Below are 20,624 nucleotides of genomic sequence, written 5' to 3'. Positions count from 1 at the left end.
TTGTCATACTTTTGTACTGAATTCAAGGGTTTACAACAATATTGTTTAGAATGAATCTAAATAACAATTAAATGAAAATTGAAAAATCTAGCTTAAAAAGTGTCGCTGTAGGTTCTTTTGATGAGACCTTTCTAGAGGATGGCTTTTTTGTGTTAAGCTATAAGAATGATAATGAGGCTGTTGAGGTTGTAGAGCGTCGTATTGATAGTAGTTATATACAGTTTCATTTTTGTACAAAAGGAGAGGCTACTTTTGTCTTTAATCAAGGGACATACCGTCTTCCAATTCATCAAGATACGTCTTTATTGCTGTACAATCCACAACGTGATTTGCCTATTCATTTAGAAGTGCAACCAAATTGCTGGTTGTTGTCTTTGGTGATTTCTTTAGAGAAATTTCATGGATTATTTTCACAAGATGCCTCGTATGTTACATTTTTATCAGACGATAATCGGGATAAAAAATATTATAAGGATGGTGTTATATCACCATCAATGGCTGTAGTTTTAAATCAGTTGCTAAGTTTTAATCTAAATGCCTCAATCAAATCATTATACTTTAGAGGAAAAGCATACGAAATGCTAAGCCTCTTTTTTAATCGAAGTGAAGACGCTAATATTGAGCAATGTCCATTTTTAGTAGATGAAGAGAATGTTGCTAAATTAAAAAAGGCAAAAGATATTATAATAGCACAAATGGCAGAGCCGCCAACACTACAAGAATTGGCAGATACTATAGGCTTAAGTCTTAAAAAACTCAAAGAAGGTTTTAAACAAATCTATGGCGATTCGGTTTATAGTTTTCTCTTTGACTATAAGATGGAAGTCGCTAGAAAACTTCTAGAATCTGGAGATTATAACGTTAATGAAGTAGGTCTAAAAGTGGGTTACAGTACTGCTAGTCATTTTATTGCAGCGTTTAAGAAAAAATATGGTACTACGCCAAAGAAATATATCACTGAAACCAATTAGTGAAGTTTTGAAACTATACTAATATTACAAAATTCAATACCGCAAGCTTAATTGATAAACAAATTGAATTGTATTTTTACATTTGAAAAATTGAAAGATGAAAAAAGGAATATTACTCGTTAATTTAGGTTCACCAGATACACCAAACCCTAAAGACGTGAAACGTTATTTAGGTGAATTTTTAATGGATGAGCGTGTGATTGATGTGCCGCTTTGGGCACGAAATCTTTTGGTAAAAGGGATTATACTAAACACGCGACCTAAAGCCTCTGCGAAAGCGTATCAAAAAATTTGGTGGGATGAAGGTTCACCATTAATTGTGCTATCAGAAAGACTACAAGAAAAAGTACAAAATAAAGTCGATTATCCTGTTGCTTTAGCGATGCGCTATGGAAGTATGACTATTAAAAAAGGACTCCAAGAGCTAGTAGATAAAGGCTGTACCGAAATTAAGACGGTTCCTCTATATCCACAATTCGCCATGGCAACTACTGAGACTATCGATGTAAAAGTAGACGAATTGGTGTCTGAGTATTTTCCTGAAGTGAAAATTACCAGAACACCTGCTTTTTACCATCGTAAAGATTACATTAATGTACTTTCTAAAAGTATTGCCGAAAAGCTTGATGGTTTAGATTACGAACATATTTTGTTTAGTTATCACGGTGTCCCTGAGCGTCATATCCGTAAGAGTGATGTGACAAATGGTAATTGTAAAATGGATGGTAGATGCTGCTTCAAAAAAGGAAGTGAACAACACGAGTTTTGTTACCGTCATCAATGCGAAATCACTACGGTTAATATTGCCAAAGCTTTAGGCTTAAAGAATGGCACTTATTCAACTAGCTTTCAATCAAGATTAGGTTTTGATCCATGGTTAAAGCCATATACTGACCGTACGATTGAACGTTTGGGAAAAGAGGGTACTAAAAAAATGGCGATTGTAACTCCGGCATTTGTTAGTGATTGTCTAGAAACTTTGGAAGAAATTGCCATGGAAGGCGAAGAAATTTTTCATGAAGTTGGTGGTAAAGAGTTTACGGTAATTCCTTGCTTAAATGACCGTGACGATTTTGCTCAAGTACTTACCAATATTATTGAAGAATGGGCTTCTAAAGAAAAAGCTTTAACCGCTTAATGGCTAAAGTAACATCACAAGATTTAGGTCAAGAACCTATTGGGAAGTTATTAATAAAGCAAGCTGTACCAGCCTCAATAGGTATTCTGGTGATGTCACTTAACATCCTTATAGATACTATTTTTGTTGGTAATTGGATTGGTGCAAATGCTATTGCAGCTATTAATGTTGTATTGCCTGTTTCGTTTTTTATTGCTGCTTTAGGTATGGCAATTGGTGTTGGGGGCTCTTCGATTATTTCGCGAGCTTTAGGTGCAGACAATACTCCCAAAGCTTTAAAAACTTTTGGAAATCAGTTGACGCTTACCTTTTTATTTACCATTTCATTTGCTGTTTTTGGGTTATTATTTGTAGATACTTTAATTCCTGCCTTTGGAGGAAAGGGCAACATATTTGCACCTGCTAAAATCTATTACGAAATCATTCTTTATGGGGTGCCTGTTTTAGGTTTTGTGATGATGGGAAATAATGTGATTCGAGCAGAAGGCAAACCAAAATTTGCCATGTATGCTATGATGATTCCCTCTGTCGGGAACCTTCTTTTTGATTATATTTTTATAAATATTTTGGATTGGGGAATGGCTGGAGCTGCATGGGCAACCACAGGCTCATATATCGTATCATTTATATTCATTCTGTGGTTCTTTCTTTCAAAGAATTCAGAATTAAAAATTGATTTTTCACACTTTGCATTAAATAAAGAAATTGTTTCAGAAATCGGATCTCTAGGTTTTGTAACCTTAGCGCGACAAGCTGTGGTTAGTGTTACTTTTTTATTGGTAAATAACGCACTTTTCAATTATGGCGGAGAAACATCGATTACAGCTTATGCTATTGTTGGTCGAATGATGATGTTTGTGTTGTTTCCAGTCTTTGGTATTACCCAAGGATTTATTCCTATTGCAGGATATAATTATGGTGCGGAACAATTTGCAAGAGTAAAAGAGGTAATCTATACGGCCATAAAATATGCAACTGTTTTAGGGACAATTGTATTTATTGGATTAATGGTTTTTCCAGAAGTCATTACCAAATGGTTTACAGGCGATGCCGACGTCATAAGAATAACACCAAACAATATGAGGTTAGCATTTGCTGCTGTACCTATATTAGCAGTTCAGTTGGTAGGCGCAGCATATTTTCAAGCTGTAGGTAAAGCAATTCCTGCTTTGATTTTAACATTAACAAGACAAGCCATTTTCTTTATCCCGTTGATGTTTATTTTACCTGTTTTCTATGGAGAATTGGGTATTTGGATTGCTTTTCCAATATCAGATGTATTATCTACAATTGTAACGTATTACTTCTTAAAACGAGAGGTTAAGTTAAAGTTGGAAACTGCATAAATCTTCTGACTTTTATTCTTTATTTTTAGATTTCGAAAACTAACTAATAATTTCTCATGCGATTATCAACCATTCTGGCAGTTGTACTGCTATCGTTTTTTAGCTTAAATCTTGATGCACAAAATTTTGACGAATCTCATTATTCGGGATTAGAATATAGACTCGTTGGTCCTTTTAGAGGTGGGAGAAGCGCTGCTGTAACAGGCGTGCCAAATCAGCCAAATCTTTATTATTTTGGAGCCACAGGTGGTGGTATTTGGAAAACAACTAATGGTGGTCGTCAATGGGAAAATATTTCGGATGGCTTTTTTGGAGGAAGTATAGGTTCTATTTCAGTTTCAAAAAGTGACCCTAATGTAATTTATGTTGGTGGTGGTGAAAAAACGGTTAGAGGTAATGTATCTTCTGGTTATGGTATGTGGAAAAGTGTTGATGCAGGAAAAACATGGACAGCTTCAGGTTTACCAAAATCGCGTCATATTCCACGCATCGCAATTCATCCTACAAACCATAATATAGTGTTTGCAGGTGTTATGGGAAATCTATACAAACCTACTGAAGAGCGAGGTGTTTATAAAAGTATTGATGGCGGCAAAACGTGGAAGAAAACCTTGTTTGCAAATTCTAATGCTGGCGTAGTAGATTTAATAATTGACCCAACTAATCCGCGAATTTTATATGCATCTACATGGCGAATTAATAGAACACCTTACAGTTTAAATTCTGGAGGAGAAGGTTCTGCGTTGTGGAAGAGTACTGATAGCGGTGAGACATGGACAGAAATTTCTAAGATGAAAGGATTTCCTGAGGGCACATTAGGAATTATAGGCGTGACAGTATCTCCAATAAATAATCAACGTGTTTGGGCAATTGTTGAAAACAAGGATAAAGGCGGTTTATACCGAAGTGATAACGGCGGCGAATCTTGGACACAAGTTAATAGTGAACGTAAATTACGTCAACGTGCTTGGTATTATACACGGTTATATGCTGATACAAAAGATATCAATACCGTTTACGTATTGAATGTAAGCTACCATAAAAGTACCGATGGAGGAAAAACGTTTGGTAATTATAGAGCGCCACACGGAGACCATCACGATTTATGGATTGCACCAGAAGATCCAAATCGTATGATTATTGGCGACGATGGTGGTGCACAAGTCACTTATGATGGTGGCGAAACTTGGAGCACGTATCACAACCAACCAACGTCTCAATTTTATCGTGTGACAACAGATAACGCATTTCCTTATCGAATTTATGCAGCACAACAAGACAATTCAACTATAAGAATTTCGCATAGAACAAATGGCTTTTCTATAAGTGAAGACGATTGGGAAAGTACAGCTGGCGGAGAATCTGCTCACATAGCTGTTGACCCTAAAGACAATGATATTGTTTATGGTGGAAGTTATGATGGATTTTTAACGAGAAGAAATCATAAAACGGGAACGGTTAGAGCTATAAATGTATGGCCAGATAATCCAATGGGTCACGGTGCTGAAGGTATGAAATATCGTTTTCAGTGGAATTTCCCAATACTATTTTCTAAGCATAATCCAAACCGCATGTATACTTTTTCTCAGCATGTACATGTCACTGAAAATGAAGGACAATCTTGGGAGATTATTAGTCCAGATTTAACCCGAAACGACCCAGAAAAATTAAAATCATCTGGAGGTCCAATTACACAAGATAATACATCAGTAGAATATTACTGTACCATTTTTGCAGCTCAAGAGTCGCCATTAAAAGAAGGCTTACTCTGGGTTGGTAGTGATGATGGTTTGGTACATGTGTCTAAAGATGGTGGCAAAAACTGGGAGAACGTAACACCTAAAGGCATGCCAGATTGGATGATGATTAATAGCATTGAGCCAAGTGCTTTTGATGAAGGAACATGCTACGTCGCAGGAACAAAATACAAAACAGGAGATTTTGCACCGTATTTATATAAAACAACTGACTACGGAAAAAGCTGGACAAAAATCACAAATGGTATTAATAACGAGCATTTTACAAGAGTGTTACGCGAAGACCCAAAGAAAAAAGGATTGTTGTATGCAGGGACAGAAACAGGCATGTATATCTCTTTTAATGATGGAAAAAACTGGAAACCTTTTCAATTGAATTTGCCAATTGTTCCAATCACAGATTTAACAATTAAGGACAATAATTTAATTGTTGCAACTCAAGGAAGAAGTCTTTGGATTATTGACGATTTATCTGTTATTCATCAATTATACAATACTGATTTGAGTAAGAACATCTTATTCAAACCAAAAGACACATACCGCATGCGAGGTGGAAGTCGAAAAGGAAGCAAAACATCAGGCACAAATCATCCAAATGGTGTGATGACGTATTTCAATTTAAAGGACTTAAAGGATGATGATAAAGTCTCATTAACTTATTTTGATAAAAAAGGCGATACAATAAAGACCTATTCAAACAAGGATAAAAAGAATAAACTGACAGTGAAGAAAGGCGCTAATCAATTTGTTTGGAATATGACCTACGATGGTGCAGAGCGCTTAAAAGGCATGATTTTATGGTGGGCAAGTTTAGATGGACCAAGAGCTACCCCTGGAAGTTATAAAGTAAGTTTAAAAATTAATGATGAAGAGCAATCGCAAACATTCAAAATTTTAGCAGACCCAAGAGCAGAAAGCACATTAGCTGATATGGAACAGCAATTTGCATTTATTAAGGATGTTAATAAGACTATGGATGAGGCGCATAAGTCTATCAAAAAAATAAGAGCCGTTAATAAGCAATTAGGAGCTTTTCAAAAGCAATATAAAGACGATGAAAATGTAAAAGACTTAGTAGAAAAAGCAAAAGCATTACAAGAAAAACTAGGTGATATTGAAAAAGCTCTATACCAAACTAAAAATAGAAGCGGTCAAGACCCATTAAATTTCCCTATTCGATTAACTAATAAATTAGGGCATTTAAACTCATTGGTACGTATGGGAGATTTTGCGCCAACAGCTCAAGATGTTGCCGTAAAAAATGAATTGACAGGTAAAATTGAAACTCAATTATCGGTGTTCAATACCATTTTAAGTGATGAGGTAAAAGCGTTTAATGCTGCATTCAATTCAAAACAGTTAAACTATTTATTTGTTGAAGATTAATGACAGATTTTTTAGCAGAATATTATTATTACATTAAATCATTACATATTATCTTTGTGGTGACATGGTTTGCAGGCTTATTTTACATTCCAAGGTTATTTGTATATCAAATAGAAGCATTTCATAAACCTTCTCCAGAGAAAGAAATCTTAGGAAAACAATTAAAACTAATGGCCAAACGACTTTGGTTTATAATTACCTGGCCATCGAGTATACTAGCAATAACATTTGGAGTTTTATTAATTATTCCAAGGTTATTTTACCTTACAGATTCATGGATGCAGATTAAATTAGGTTTTGTTTTACTATTAATCATATACCAAATCCAAACACATGTGTATTACAAGCAATTGCAAAAAGATATTGTAAAAAAATCTTCAAGTTTTATGCGTATCTGGAACGAAGGCGCCACTTTTATTCTCTTTGCGGTGGTGTTTTTAGTGGTTTTAAAAAACGGACTCAATTGGATTTTTGGAATAGTCGGCATTGTTGTATTGGGAATCTTATTAATGTTAGGATTCAAAATTTACAAGAATATTAGAACCAAAAATCCTGAAGCTTAGTTGGCGTGATTATTGTTATATTTAGAAGACTATAAAAACCTCTATGGCATTAAAAAAAATATCTCTTCGTTCGCGCATATTTATAGCCATGATACTTTTGGTATTACTGGCTTCAATTTTAATTGCAGCGGTTACTATATACCAGTATCATGAAGAGGCAAGAGAGTATCATGCAGATAGATTAGAGCGTAAAGAGTCCGCAATAAGACGCAGTATTGACCATGTTTTGGACGAAACTTCTTTTGAGGTAATTACAGAAAAAATACCGTTTATTTTTAAAGACGAGATATACAGTATTGCAAATATTCACGGACTTCAGATTAATTTATACGATTTAGAAGGGCAATTATTAAAATCTTCAAAAGCCACTCTTCAAAGAGATACATTAAACCAATGCTTGAGTGCTGAGGTTCTAAATCAGATAACAAACACTGCAGAGCATCGTTACGTGATTAAAAACGAGACTAATGGTAAGGTTTTTCAATCGTCTTATTCATTTATAACAGATGAGAAGTTTAAAAACATAGCAATTCTTAATGTGCCTTACCTGCAAGATGATGACATTTTCGATAGAGAGCTAAACGAGTTTTTGTTACGATTGAGTTTCGCATATTTGGCAATGATTTTGGCAGCAATTGTATTGGCATATTTCATATCAAAATACATAACACGTTCATTAAAAACGATTAGTGATAAGATGAATGAATTCCGCCTCGAAAAGCGAAATAAAAAGATTGAAATAACATCATCGTCAATAGAAATTGAAACCCTTGTAAAATCATATAACGGTATGATTGATGAGCTCGAAGAATCTGCAGTACAGCTAGCAACTAGTGAGCGTGAGCAAGCATGGCGCGAAATGGCAAAACAAGTGGCACATGAAATTAAAAATCCACTGACGCCAATGCGATTAAGTGTTCAGAGCTTTCAACGTAAATTCGACCCACAAGATGAGAATATTAATCAGAAAGTATCTGAGTACAGTAATACATTGATTCAGCAAATAGATACTATGAGCTCCATCGCTTCCGCGTTTTCAAACTTTGCAAAGATGCCAGCACAGCAAAGCGAAGAACTTAATGTGGTTCATGTCGTAAAATTAGCCTTAGATATTTTTAACGAAAACTATATTAGATTCGAGCCAGAAGCCAAAGAAATCATTGCCAATTTTGACAGAACTCAGCTCATAAGAGTAGTGACAAATTTGGTTAAAAATGGTATTCAGGCTATTCCCGAAGATTCGGAACACCCAAAAATAGAAGTCCGAGTTTTTAATGACGGTGATAATGTTAATATTACAGTCGAGGATAATGGTTCGGGTATTACGGATGAAAACAAACCTAAAGTTTTTGAACCTAAATTTACGACTAAAACTAGCGGAATGGGCTTAGGCTTAGCGATGGTTAAAAATATAGTTGAAACCTACGGCGGAAGTATTACTTTTACTTCAGAATATGAAAAAGGCACTATCTTTACTGTGGCTTTTCCGAAACAATAAAACTAAATTATGGCTTACGAAAATATACTTTCAGATTTCTCAAATGGGATTACAACTATTACTATTAATAGACCTAGCAAACTTAATGCATTAAACAAAGCTACTATAGAAGAATTACATCATGCGTTTGATGATGCAAACCAATCTAAAGACACTAAAGTAATCATTGTGACAGGAAGCGGTGAAAAAGCTTTTGTTGCTGGTGCGGATATTAGTGAATTTGCCGATTTTAATGTCGAAGAAGGTGGAAGGTTAGCTGCAAAAGGACAAGAATTATTATTTGACTTTGTAGAGAATTTAAGCACACCAGTAATTGCAGCTGTTAATGGTTTTGCCCTAGGTGGCGGACTAGAATTAGCTATGGCATGCCATTTTAGGTTAGCGAGTAGTAATGCAAAAATGGGATTGCCAGAAGTATCTCTTGGTGTTATTCCTGGTTATGGTGGCACACAACGTTTACCTCAATTAGTTGGTAAAGGTCGTGCTATGGAAATGGTCATTACTGCAGGTATGATTGATGCCAACCAAGCCTTAAATTATGGTTTAGTAAATCATGTGGTTGAAGCTGATGAATTGTTACCCTTAGCTGAAAAATTCGCTAGTAAAATCATGAGAAATTCATCCGTTGCTATTGCAGAAGCCATTTCTGCCATTAATGCGAATTATAAAGATGGTGTTGATGGTTATCAAGCCGAAATAGAAGCCTTTGGAAACTGCTTTGGCACCCAAGATTTTAAAGAAGGCACAACGGCCTTTTTAGAAAAGCGTAAGGCTGATTTTCCTGGGAAATAATATAAAATCTCGTGTAATATTGAAAAATTTAGAGATAAAATTCTTAATTATCATTTCAATCTTTTTATGTTGTTTTAACTGCATATCAAATAACAATAGTTTTGATAATGATTCTTCTGTGATTGAGGTTGAACTGCCTCAAGATGAAAAAAACACTTTTGAATTTTTTCGAAGAATGGAAACGATTTTGGATTCTATTAATGAACCAAAACTAGGGGATTTAGGATTTGAAAGCTATAGATTTAGCCATTTTGATTCGTTTCAAAAGCATAAGCTTTTTAGGTTAAATCATTACAATGACGCGGATAATGAATTAGTTGTTAAGTTTTTTGAGAGTAAGGGTATAGAAAGTAATGAAATTTACACTTTGATATCTGAAGAAAAAATGGACTTAACAAATGAGCAGTTTCATGATTTTAGCAAATTAATAAAAGGTTCGTATTTCTGGAGCATGAATACTTTCGAAAATCCAATTCCACAATATCTTGATGGATATGTTTATATTCTCGAAGGAAATATTTCTTCAGATGATTACTCAAGTCTAAGAAATCATAAAGTTGTAAGAGTTGTTCCTCATGAAGGTAGCTTCAGAGAAGCTTGCGAAAAGTTAGAAGAGTTTTATGAGCAAGCAAAAACTAAAAAATAACATAATTCTTCCTACAAAATTTGTTCAAAACCTTTTGAGTAATTAACAGTCTTAAGACAGAATTACATCTAATTTTAGAAGTCCATTTCTAAGGAGTCTAAAGTTAGCATGAGTCATAAATCTGTCATAAAAGGTCGCGGCGCGCAAAGCAATGTTCACAACCGTTTTTTTGAGTTGTCTTACGAAATGCGTGATGATTTTTTAGAGTATTGCCATAAAGAAGGAGAAATTGCAGATAAAAATAAGACCCAATACCTTAATGTATTTCCAAAGACAATAGTCAATAAAGTCACAAGTCCAGATGTGGGTATGGCGTATTCTATGAACATGTATCAAGGTTGTGAGCATGGTTGTATTTATTGTTATGCACGTAATAGCCATGAGTATTGGGGCTATAGTGCAGGATTAGATTTCGAGCGTAGAATTCTAGTTAAAAAAGATGCCCCGAAATTGCTAGAAACTCTTCTAAAAAAGAAAAGCTGGAAAGCACATACTATTGTCATGTCTGGCAATACGGATTGTTATCAGCCTGCAGAAAAGCAGTTTCAATTGACTCGACAATGCCTTGAAGTTTTTTTAAAGTACAAACATCCAGTTGGCATTATTACAAAAAACAGTTTAATTCTCCGTGATTTAGAGGTATTAAAAGCATTAGCGAAGGATAATTTAATAGGCGTTAATATATCTATCACCTCATTATCTGAAGACACAAGACGAATTTTAGAGCCTAGAACTGCAACCATTAAAAAGCGTTTAGAAACAGTAAAGACTTTAAGTGAAAACGGAATACCAGTCAATGTAATGTTAGCACCAATAATTCCATCAATAAATAGTCATGAGATATTACCAATGGCACAAAAAGTATCAGAACTAGGTGCATTGAGTATTGCACATACTATTGTAAGACTTAATGGCGCAATCGGGGAAATTTTCACCGATTGGATAAGAAAGACTTTGCCCGATAGAGCAGATAAAGTATTGCACCAAATAGAAGATTGTCATGGCGGAACTCTCAACGAAAGCAGATATGGAAAACGCATGCGAGGCGAAGGGCATATTGCCCAACAAATTAATGACACAATTAGGTTGGCTAGGCTTAAGTATTTTAAAGGAAAATCAATGCCAAGACTTAATACGGATTTACATGAGCAATATAAAGATGGACAGCTAAGACTTTTTTAAATCTCAACTTTATTACAATATTGATTAGTATTAATAATTACCTATATTTATTCGATTAATAAATCACTCATGAAATCAAGACTTTTCGCTCTGATAATCCTAGTCTTCTTTGCATCATGTAAAGAAGAGACAAAACCAGATGCTCGGGTATTTAAAACAACAGATTTAAATAAAGCCAATACAGTATTGTTAGAGGCAGTAATGGAAGATGCTTTTACACCACCAGTCGCAAGCCGTATGTATGCCTACGCGCATTTGGCACATTATGTAACACTTCAAAGCTTACGAAAGGATAGTTTAAGTGTCATCACAAATAAAATAAATGGATTAGGGCAATTAAAAATAACAGAAAGTGATAATGTTAACCCAGAATTGTCAGCCCTTTTAGCCTTTTCTGAAACGGGGAAAAAACTAATTTATTCTGAGCATTTTTTTGAAGATTTAATAGATTCTCTAAAAGTAAAAGCAATTCAATTAGGGCTTTCAGAAAGTACTGTAAAGAACTCCCAAGATTACGCTTCAGAAATATCAAAGCAGTTGAGTAGTTGGATAGATAAAGACATGTATATTGAAACACGAACTTTTCCGCGTTTTACGAGTACTAAAAAGCCAGAAAATTGGCGAGAAACACCACCAGATTATTTATCAGGTTTAGAACCACATTGGGATAAGATTAGAACAATGGTGATTGATAGCGCCAATGTTTTTGCTTTTAAACCGCTACCAGAATATAGCACTGACAAAGATTCTGAATTTTACAAAATGGTAGATAAGGTTTACCAAGAGTCTAAAAACAGGACTGAAGAAAAAGAGAAAATCGCATGGTTTTGGGATTGTAATCCAATAATGACGGTTCATAAAGGGCATATGACAACGACCATTCATAAGTTTACGCCACCAGGACATTGGTTAAACATTGTGAATCAAATCACCGAGAAAGAACAATCTAATTATTATACAACAACAAAGGCATATACATATACGTCTATGGCGATGTTTGATGCTATTATCGGGGCTTGGCATGTAAAATACAAAACAGATTTAGTACGACCTGTCACCTTTATTCAAGAAAATATTGACTCGGAATGGACACCTGTTTTACAAACACCTCCCTTTCCAGAATATACAAGTGGTCATAGCGCAACATCAGCTTCAGCAGCAGAGATGTTGACTCATATTTTTGGAGATAACTACGCTTTTTCAGACAATACACAACTGCGTTTTGGATTAGAACAACGTACATTTAAATCCTTTAGAGAAGCCGCTAATCAGGTAAATCTCAGCCGTTTTTATGGCGGAATTCATTATATGCAAGGTGTTGAAGAAGGAGGTAGGCAAGGCAGAGAAATTGCAAATCTGATATTGAAAAAACTACAGTAAGACTATGAGGTTTTTGAAGCGTTTAAGCATTACAGTTTTTATTTTACTTCTTTTTGGTTGTAATGATGAAGAGAAAAAAAATGCTGTTGAAACAAATACAAGAACAGAAGAAACTAAGAAGTCAAGCGAGCCTTCGTTATTTACATATTTAGAACCTTCAACTACAAATATTAACTTTAAGAATGAGATTAATGAAACGGATAGGTTCAATATTATTACATACGAATATTTATATAATGGTGGAGGTGTTGCTGTAGGAGATATTAATAATGACGGTCTTGAAGACTTGTATTTTTCAGGCAATACAGTTGGTAATAAATTATATTTAAACCAAGGTGATTTTAAGTTCAAGGACATTACTGTTTCTGCAAAAGTCGATGGCGGTCAGGGTTTTAAAACTGGCGTTACTATGGCAGATGTAAACAATGATGGATTATTAGATATTTACGTTTGTAAATCGGCATCTACTAATGATGTTTTAAGAAAAAATGTACTCTATATTAACAATGGTGATTTAACCTTTGCCGAAAAAGCAGAAGAATATGGGCTAGCAGATATGGGCTATTCCGTACAGGCTTATTTTTTTGATTCGGATAACGATAACGACTTGGATATTTATGTTCTTAATCATCCTAGTAATCTAAAAGAAGCTAATGCGGTTAGAGTAGAGCGAAATGAAAAAGGTAAAATAGTACCTGCAATACCAAAAGATTTTACAAATTTATCCAATAGATTTTATGTAAATAAAGGCAATAAATTTTCTGACCAATCCAAAAGTGCTGGTGTTTTAAACGATGCCTTTAGTTTAAGTGCTGTTATCGGAGATTTTAATAACGATTTTAAGCCAGACATATACGTTTGTAATGATTATGTAAAGCCAGACAGATTGCTTATTAATAAAGGGAACAACACATTTGTGGACGAACTAGACAACTATTTTCGTCATACATCCTTTTCTTCAATGGGTTCAGATTTTGCAGATTTAAACAATAATGGTAATCCTGATTTAATTACTTTGGACATGGCACCAAATAAAAATCATCGTCGTAAAATGATGATGATGATGCAGAACTATGATAAGTTCGAAAAAATGGTGGATTATGAATATGGAACGCAATACGCCACAAATATTCTTAATGTTAATAACGGAAATGGAAGTTTCTCTGATATTTCTCTTCTAAATAATGTCGCCCAAACGGAGTGGAGTTGGTCTGTGCTTCTAGCAGATTTTGATAACGATGGTCTTAAAGATGCTCATATAACAAACGGTTACAAACGCGATGTCACAAACAATGATTATGCGAGGTATAAAATGGATGAACTTCAAAAGAAGCTAAATGCCAAGGAAATCACCTTAAAACAATGGGTAGAAGAAATTCCGAGTATTCCTGTACCTGCTTTTTTGTTCAAAAATAAAGGCAGCAATAATTTTGAAGATGTTTCCCAACAATGGAATAGCGGAAAACCAGCATTTTCAAATGGAGCGGCATATTCAGATTTAGATAATGATGGCTTTTTAGATGTAGTGGTAAATAATATTAATGAGGTGCCATTTATCATGAAAAACAATGGCAAACAACAACTAGAGAATGCTTTTATTTCTCTAAAGTTTGAATACACTAAAGGAAAACCATTAGAAGGCACAATAGCCAAACTCACTTTGTCTGATGGTTCAGTTTTAACGGAACAATATAATCCAACAAGAGGCTTTTTGTCATCGTCTCAACATAGGCTTCATTTTGGTGTAAAAAGAGGGTTATCGGCTAATAAATTAGAGATTATCTGGCCTAATCAAAAAATGCAAACTGTTGAAAATTTAAACTTAAATCAAATTATTTCAATACAATATAATCCGACATCAACATATGGCCAAACTACAGAATCGGAGACCTATTTTGAAGATCAAACAGACTTACTTGGAAAAGGATTTTCGCATACAGAAAATGAATTTATAGACTTTAAACGCGAGGCTTTATTGCATCATAAGTATAGCGAAGAAGGTCCAGCAGTTGCTATTGCAGATGTTAATGGCGATGGTTTAGAAGATGTTTATCTAGGAGGGGCAAAAGACTTTACAGGCAAATTGTTTTTGCAAACACAATCCGGAAAATTTGATTACAAGTATTTAGTAGGTTTTGAAATTGATAAAACGCATGAAGACACAGACGCTGTATTCTTTGATGCTAATGGAGATGATCAGCTTGATTTATATGTGGTCAGCGGCGGAAATGAGAATAGGGCCAATGCTCAAACCTATTTAGACAGGCTATATTTTGGAGATGGTAAAGGCAATTTTAATAGAGCGCGCAATGTATTGCCAGAACTATTTGCAAGTGGGTCAGTAGTTAAAATCCATGATATAGATGGAGATGGAGACCAAGATGTATTTATTGGTTCTAGAGTAACACCAGGACGTTATCCACAAACACCTAGAAGTTATATACTTAAAAATGATAATGGAATATTCAAAGATGTCACGTTGCAATGGGCAAAAGATATAGCTTCAATTGGTATGGTTACAGATGCCGAGTTTACCGATTTAGATAATGATGGCACAAAAGAGCTAATTGTATCTGGAGAATGGATGCCAATTTCTGTATTTAAATTTGAAAACAGTACATACCAAAATCGAACAAAAGAGTTTGGCTTAGATAAAAAAGTAGGTTGGTGGAATTCAGTAACAGTAGCAGATGTTAATGGTGATGGTTTTAAGGATATTGTGGCCGGAAATTTAGGTTTAAATTCAATTTTCAAAGCTTCGGATTCCGAACCAACAGAACTCTATTTTAAGGACTTTGATAATAACGGAAGTATTGACCCCGTAATTACAACTTATATCGAGGGTGTTAGTTATCCACTACATAATCGTGACAGAATGCTTGATCATATGGTGATGCTTAAAAAGCGTTTTACACGTTATGCGCCATATGCAAATGCTACAATAACAGATATTTTTACACCTCAAGAACTGCAGAATGTTAATGTATTAAAAGCCAATCATTTTCAGCATACTTTATTTGTAAATGACAACGGAAAAGGATTTAAAACCCAAAATCTACCAAGCGAAATACAGATTTCTGTACTTAATGATGCCGTAATAAAAGACTTGAATAAAGATGGAAATGTAGATATGATTACAGGCGGCAATTTCTATGGTACTGATGCCGAATATGGAAGATACGACGCTTCTATTGGCGCTACACTTATCAATAAAGGCAACTCAAATTTTGAAGCAATATCAGCATCTGAAAGTGGTTTAAAAATTTCAGGAAATGTACAACACATTAAAGAAATTTCTATAGCTGGACAACCCCATCTTTTGGTCATAAGAAATAATGAACCTGCGAGTTTAATAAAGATAACTAGTAATTAGTTTCCTATTTGAAAGTCTTTTCTGTGCCTTACATCTACGATATTATGTAATAAAAATAGAGGACCTACTAAGGCAAACGCAACTAAGAGGATAGGGCTTAATAGTAATAACAAAATAATCTTTTTCATAGCATTAGTTTTTGTTTTACGATTACAAATATCGTTGACAACAAAGTGTAAAAAGATTACAGGATTAACTTATTGTTATATAATGTTATCGGTTTTATCTAAAATAAACCTATACAATTTTATCAAAGCAACTTCTTTTTGTATGTTATATTAACATTAAATACATTTATGGATGCCAAATAGGTTAATATAGTATATTTTTTTAATAATTTTGAACATATTTCTTGTAGCATAGAACTATAACTTTGTTAATGTTGTGAAAAAGCTCAAACCAGTTTTAGAGAAAATAACTCCTGCATTTGGAAGTTCCATTCATGTTCATAAACATGGCGCTTATGTTGGTGAGAGCAACCCTTTTTGGCATTTCCACCCAGAAATAGAACTTGTATACATTAATAAAGGAAAAGGGAAGCGACATATTGGTAATCATTTATCTTACTATAATAACAGTCAATTGTTGCTCTTAGGCTCTAATTTACCACATTATGGTTTTGTGGATCGATTGACTTTAAATGGTTCTGAAACAGTCGTTCAATTCAAACCTGATTTTTTAGGTGATGATTTTTTTGATGTTCCAGAAATGAAATTGATTAGTCAACTTTTAGAACGATCGAAAATGGGAGTGCTTTTTGGCACAAATACTAAAAAGGAACTAGGCATTGCTATAGAAGCATTAGCAGACAAGAAAGGATTTGATAAAATAGTTGCATTGTTAAATATTCTTCAATCATTAGCAAATTCAGAAGATTATAAAATTTTGAATGCAGATGGATTTCTATTTGAAACTGAACCGCAAGACAATGCAAAAATCAATATTATATATAAATACATAAACGAAAATTTTCAACAACATATAAGTTTAGAAGTGATTGCAGAAAAAGTAAGCATGTCAATACCTGCATTTTGTAGATACTTTAAAAAAGTTACGGGTAAAACATTTACCAAACTAGTCAATGAATATAGGATTGTGCATGCTACCAAATTACTTTCCGAAAGTCAATTAAGTATTACGGACATCAGTTATGAATGCGGATTTAATAACTTTTCTCATTTCAACAAGCTATTTAATGAGTTTACTGGAAAAAGTGCTTCAAAATATAGGAAAGAATTAAAACGTATAGTACAATAAATTTTAATATCATGGGAGATAAAATCAATACAGCTATAGAGTACTATTTAATAAAACAGAAGGAAATTTTGGAACTTGTTAATAATAGCTTTTCTCTTTCTATTGAAGATATTATACGTTGTGGAGAAGAACTATCTGTTTTAGAAAGTAAAATAACAGCTTTAGAAGTTGCTAAGGAAAATTAACGTTATAATTCACCATGCCATTCGGCATAAAACTGTTTCAAAAAACCTTCCATATAGTTATGGCGTTCAGAAGCTATTCGCTTCCCGGCAACTGTATTCATTTTGTCTTTTAGTAATAATAATTTCTCGTAAAAATGATTTAGTGTTGGCGCATTAGAAGTTTTGTATTCTTCTTTAGACATATTAAGATTTGGTGCAATTTCGGGATTATATAATGCTCTATTTTTAAAACCACCATAATTAAAACAGCGTGCAATGCCTATAGCGCCAATAGCATCTAGACGGTCGGCATCTTGGACAACCTCTAATTCTTTTGAAGTAAATTTTTTACCATTTTCAAGAGAGTTTTTAAAAGACATATTTTCAATGATTGCAACAACATGTTCTATAATTTTACTATCTACATTTTGTTTAAATAAAAACTCACGTGTAATTCTTGGACCAACAGTTTCATCACCATTATGAAATTTTGGGTCTGCGATATCATGAAGGAGAGCTGCTAGCGAAACTACAAGAATATCTACATCCTCTTTTTTAGAAATAAGTAAAGTATTTTTATAAACACGCTCTATATGAAACCAATCATGCCCACCTTCTGCGTTTTCAAGTTCAGATTTTACAAATGATATTGTCGTTTCAATTAATTGATTCATGACTAAATTATGGCTTCAGTTATTGTTGTTTCAATCTGTTTTATCAAAGCGTCTTTATCTTCAAAATCACTAAGCTCTAAAGGCTTATGTACGGTAAACTTTACATGAGCACCTAATCCCATCGGGAATTTTCCATAACGCAAGGTTTTCCATGAATTATTGATACTTACAGGAGCTATAATAGCATCAGGAGCATGCTCAAACATGGTTAAAAGGCCTTTGGTTTTAAAAGGTTTAGGGTGTCCGGTTCTGCTCCTCGTGCCTTCAGGAAAAATGACAGCAGCCCAATTGTTTTTAGCAATTCGTTTTGCAAAATTTTGAATAGCAGTTATAGATTTTAAAGGTTCTTTTCTATCTATTAAAACCGAACCGCCATGCCTTAAATTATAAGATACACTTGGGATGCCTTTTCCTAATTCTTTTTTACTCACAAACTTTACATGATGTTTACGCAAATACCATATTAGTGGAGGGATGTCGTACATACTTTGATGATTAGCTACAATGATAAGAGGCCTTCCAAGAGGAATCTCATGAGGGTTATTAAAACTAAAACGTGTACCTAAAATATTAAGACAACGCAGGAGAAAAAATTGTAACCAATCCACACTAATCTTATGCACTTTATATCCAAACACATTGAAAGAAAACCATTGTATTGGATGAAAAATAATCAGGGTCAACCCAAAACATAAAAAGTAGATAACAGTAATAGGATATGCGAGTAATTTCATAGTGCTGTAAAAATAAAAAACCACGATGAAAATCGTGGTTTAAATTTAAAATCTTAATCAGAAACTAGCAATGCTCATTATAAGCATCCATTAAGTTTTCTGCTATTAATTCTGCTGGACGACCTTCAATATGGTGACGTTCTAGCATATGGACCAATTCTCCATCTTTAAACAAAGCCATACTTGGCGAGCTTGGAGGAAACGGTACCATGTGAGCTCTTGCTTGTTGCGTAGCTTCTCTATCTACACCTGCAAAAACGGTTACTAAATTTGTTGGACGCTTTGCATTTTCTAAGCTTATGCGAGCACCAGGTCTAGCATTTGCCGCAGCACAACCACAAACCGAGTTTACAACTACTAAAGTTGTACCTTCTTTTGCAATAGCGTTATCTACAGCCTCTGTTGTATGTAATTCTTCAAAACCAATATTAGTTAAATCTTCACGCATTGGTTTTACTAATTCTGCTGGATACATATTTTTCTTTTTTTATTTAACAAGTTTGAAGTGCAAAGATACCAAATGTGTAACAAAATAAGGTTGCAATACACTAACAAATAGTATATTTACGCATTCATAAAATCTATGATAGAATGAGTTTTTCAAAATGGATAGGCGCAGCAATTGGCTGGTCTTTTGGTGGACCAATAGGCGCTATAATTGGTATGGCTTTAGGGAGTATTGTAGACAACGCCACTGACTCTAGTCCACTTCTTGGAGAGCGTCAAGCTGGTAAAAAACGCAGACGAGACCCATACAGGCAACCGACTTACCAAAGACAACGTCAGCAACGTGCGCAAACTCAATCTGGAGATTTTGAAGTAAGCTTGCTTATTCTGGCGTCTGTAGTTATAAAAGCAGATGGAAAACAAGACCAGCGTGAACTCGATTTTGTACGTCAGCAGTTTACCAACATGTATGGTAAGGAGCGTGCCAATAAAGCGTTTAGATTATTTAAGGGTATTACAAAGCAAAATATTTCTACACGTCAAGTTTGCTTACAGATTAAGCAGATGATGGATCATGCATCGCGTTTACAATTACTTCATTTTTTATTCGGTATAGCAAAAGCTGATGGTTTGGTAACCAAAGATGAAATCAAACAAATTTATACCATTGCTGGTTATTTGGGTATTAGTAGTAGAGACTATGAAAGCATTAAAGCCATGTTTTATAATAGCACAAATAATGCTTATAAAATTTTAGAGATAGAAAAGACTGTTTCTGATGATGAGGTAAAACGTGCTTATCGTAAAATGGCTAAAAAATACCATCCAGACCGTTTAAGTCATTTAGGGGAAGAGCATCGTGATGGTGCTGAAGAAAAGTTTAGACAAGTACAAGAGGCCTATGAGCATATCCAAAAAGAACGCGGGTTTAAATAAGCTACTTAGAGTTTCGTTCTTTTTCTTTTTTTTCAATGTATTTAAAGTAGCGTTGGGTTTTATATTTCTTGTAAAATAATACAGAAACAACAATAAACCCTAGTAATATTAAGCCGCCTTTCCCAGTGATGTAATCGTATAGTTCCATGTTGATGATTTAGAGTTTAAGAGTCGTGATAATTTTAAATCCTTTCAAAATCTAAAAACCCCCGATAGAGAATTATCGGTTTTTTTGCTCCCCGTCATACCATATCTTCGAGCCAAATTAATGAACTAATAAATTCTATAAAAGAGAACATTATCCTAAACTCTTAATAATACAAAATTTGTCTATTAAATAAATATTGTTATTTTTGGTAAACCAATCTGGTAAACCAATT

The 20,624-nt window shown here is 34.2% G+C and carries 19 protein-coding genes; 14 read left to right on the top strand and 5 right to left on the bottom strand.

Annotation, left to right across the window (positions count from 1 at the left end; translation table 11 throughout):
• Window positions 1-71 precede the first annotated feature (71 nt).
• The 11 genes from Q0770_RS07065 to Q0770_RS07015 all read left to right on the top strand — a co-directional run bounded on the left by Q0770_RS07065 (window position 72) and on the right by Q0770_RS07015 (window position 16,032).
• Window positions 72-971 (top strand): helix-turn-helix transcriptional regulator, encoded by a 900-nt coding sequence (locus Q0770_RS07065; protein WP_299115438.1) that lies wholly within the window; start codon window positions 72-74, stop codon window positions 969-971.
• A 97-nt stretch (window positions 972-1,068) separates the two neighbouring features.
• Window positions 1,069-2,109, top strand: coding sequence for a ferrochelatase (hemH, locus tag Q0770_RS07060; protein WP_299115436.1), 1,041 nt, complete (start codon window positions 1,069-1,071; stop codon window positions 2,107-2,109).
• The gene (locus tag Q0770_RS07055) at window positions 2,109-3,455 is read left to right on the top strand and encodes an MATE family efflux transporter (protein ID WP_299115434.1); all 1,347 of its coding nucleotides are present in this window, start codon (window positions 2,109-2,111) and stop codon (window positions 3,453-3,455) included. Before hemH ends, Q0770_RS07055 begins: the two co-directional genes overlap by 1 nt.
• A gap of 56 nt (window positions 3,456-3,511) precedes the next feature.
• Window positions 3,512-6,598 (top strand): glycosyl hydrolase, encoded by a 3,087-nt coding sequence (locus tag Q0770_RS07050; RefSeq protein ID WP_299115432.1) that lies wholly within the window; start codon window positions 3,512-3,514, stop codon window positions 6,596-6,598.
• On the top strand, window positions 6,598-7,161 hold the full coding sequence (locus tag Q0770_RS07045) for a CopD family protein (protein WP_299115431.1): 564 nt from the start codon (window positions 6,598-6,600) through the stop codon (window positions 7,159-7,161). The genes Q0770_RS07050 and Q0770_RS07045 overlap by 1 nt, the downstream gene beginning before the upstream one ends.
• Window positions 7,162-7,204: 43 nt before the next feature.
• Window positions 7,205-8,659, top strand: a complete 1,455-nt coding sequence (locus Q0770_RS07040; RefSeq protein WP_299115429.1) for a HAMP domain-containing sensor histidine kinase — start codon at window positions 7,205-7,207, stop codon at window positions 8,657-8,659.
• A 9-nt stretch (window positions 8,660-8,668) separates the two neighbouring features.
• Window positions 8,669-9,451: an enoyl-CoA hydratase/isomerase family protein gene (locus Q0770_RS07035; RefSeq protein ID WP_299115427.1), complete on the top strand. Its 783-nt coding sequence runs from the start codon at window positions 8,669-8,671 to the stop codon at window positions 9,449-9,451.
• 19 nt (window positions 9,452-9,470) lie between these two features.
• The gene (locus Q0770_RS07030) at window positions 9,471-10,097 is read left to right on the top strand and encodes a hypothetical protein (RefSeq protein ID WP_299115425.1); all 627 of its coding nucleotides are present in this window, start codon (window positions 9,471-9,473) and stop codon (window positions 10,095-10,097) included.
• 108 nt (window positions 10,098-10,205) lie between these two features.
• Window positions 10,206-11,279 carry a PA0069 family radical SAM protein gene (locus tag Q0770_RS07025; RefSeq protein ID WP_299115423.1) on the top strand — a complete coding sequence of 358 codons (1,074 nt, stop codon included), beginning with the start codon at window positions 10,206-10,208 and terminating at the stop codon, window positions 11,277-11,279.
• A 69-nt stretch (window positions 11,280-11,348) separates the two neighbouring features.
• Window positions 11,349-12,659 (top strand): vanadium-dependent haloperoxidase, encoded by a 1,311-nt coding sequence (locus Q0770_RS07020; RefSeq protein WP_299115421.1) that lies wholly within the window; start codon window positions 11,349-11,351, stop codon window positions 12,657-12,659.
• 4 nt (window positions 12,660-12,663) lie between these two features.
• Window positions 12,664-16,032 (top strand): VCBS repeat-containing protein, encoded by a 3,369-nt coding sequence (locus Q0770_RS07015; protein WP_299115419.1) that lies wholly within the window; start codon window positions 12,664-12,666, stop codon window positions 16,030-16,032.
• Here Q0770_RS07015 and Q0770_RS07010 read toward each other — a convergent pair.
• Entirely contained in the window at window positions 16,029-16,160 is a 132-nt protein-coding gene (locus Q0770_RS07010; protein ID WP_299115417.1) for a hypothetical protein, read from the bottom strand. The genes Q0770_RS07015 and Q0770_RS07010 overlap by 4 nt on opposite strands.
• Before the next feature lie 256 nt (window positions 16,161-16,416).
• Between Q0770_RS07010 and Q0770_RS07005 the strand changes: the two genes are divergently transcribed.
• Window positions 16,417-17,289: an AraC family transcriptional regulator gene (locus tag Q0770_RS07005; RefSeq protein ID WP_299115416.1), complete on the top strand. Its 873-nt coding sequence runs from the start codon at window positions 16,417-16,419 to the stop codon at window positions 17,287-17,289.
• Between the two features lie 11 nt (window positions 17,290-17,300).
• Window positions 17,301-17,474 carry a hypothetical protein gene (locus tag Q0770_RS07000; RefSeq protein WP_299115414.1) on the top strand — a complete coding sequence of 58 codons (174 nt, stop codon included), beginning with the start codon at window positions 17,301-17,303 and terminating at the stop codon, window positions 17,472-17,474.
• A gap of 2 nt (window positions 17,475-17,476) precedes the next feature.
• On the opposite strand, the gene Q0770_RS06995 is transcribed toward Q0770_RS07000, so the two are convergent.
• The 3 genes from Q0770_RS06995 to Q0770_RS06985 form a co-directional block, all read right to left on the bottom strand.
• Window positions 17,477-18,127 carry an HD domain-containing protein gene (locus Q0770_RS06995; RefSeq protein WP_299115412.1) on the bottom strand — a complete coding sequence of 217 codons (651 nt, stop codon included), beginning with the start codon at window positions 18,125-18,127 and terminating at the stop codon, window positions 17,477-17,479.
• Window positions 18,128-18,129: 2 nt separating this feature from the next.
• Window positions 18,130-18,861 (bottom strand): 1-acyl-sn-glycerol-3-phosphate acyltransferase, encoded by a 732-nt coding sequence (locus Q0770_RS06990; protein ID WP_299115410.1) that lies wholly within the window; start codon window positions 18,859-18,861, stop codon window positions 18,130-18,132.
• 64 nt (window positions 18,862-18,925) lie between these two features.
• Window positions 18,926-19,336 (bottom strand): BrxA/BrxB family bacilliredoxin, encoded by a 411-nt coding sequence (locus tag Q0770_RS06985; protein WP_299115408.1) that lies wholly within the window; start codon window positions 19,334-19,336, stop codon window positions 18,926-18,928.
• A 116-nt stretch (window positions 19,337-19,452) separates the two neighbouring features.
• Between Q0770_RS06985 and Q0770_RS06980 the strand changes: the two genes are divergently transcribed.
• Window positions 19,453-20,244 (top strand): TerB family tellurite resistance protein, encoded by a 792-nt coding sequence (locus tag Q0770_RS06980; RefSeq protein WP_299115406.1) that lies wholly within the window; start codon window positions 19,453-19,455, stop codon window positions 20,242-20,244.
• 1 nt (window position 20,245) lies between these two features.
• On the opposite strand, the gene Q0770_RS06975 is transcribed toward Q0770_RS06980, so the two are convergent.
• Window positions 20,246-20,392 carry a hypothetical protein gene (locus tag Q0770_RS06975; protein ID WP_299115404.1) on the bottom strand — a complete coding sequence of 49 codons (147 nt, stop codon included), beginning with the start codon at window positions 20,390-20,392 and terminating at the stop codon, window positions 20,246-20,248.
• Window positions 20,393-20,624: the final 232 nt, after the last annotated feature.

Origin of the sequence: uncultured Winogradskyella sp. (assembly GCF_947501905.1) — a bacterium.
GTDB lineage: Bacteria > Bacteroidota > Bacteroidia > Flavobacteriales > Flavobacteriaceae > Winogradskyella.
This window is presented reverse-complemented; position numbering and strand designations above follow the sequence as displayed.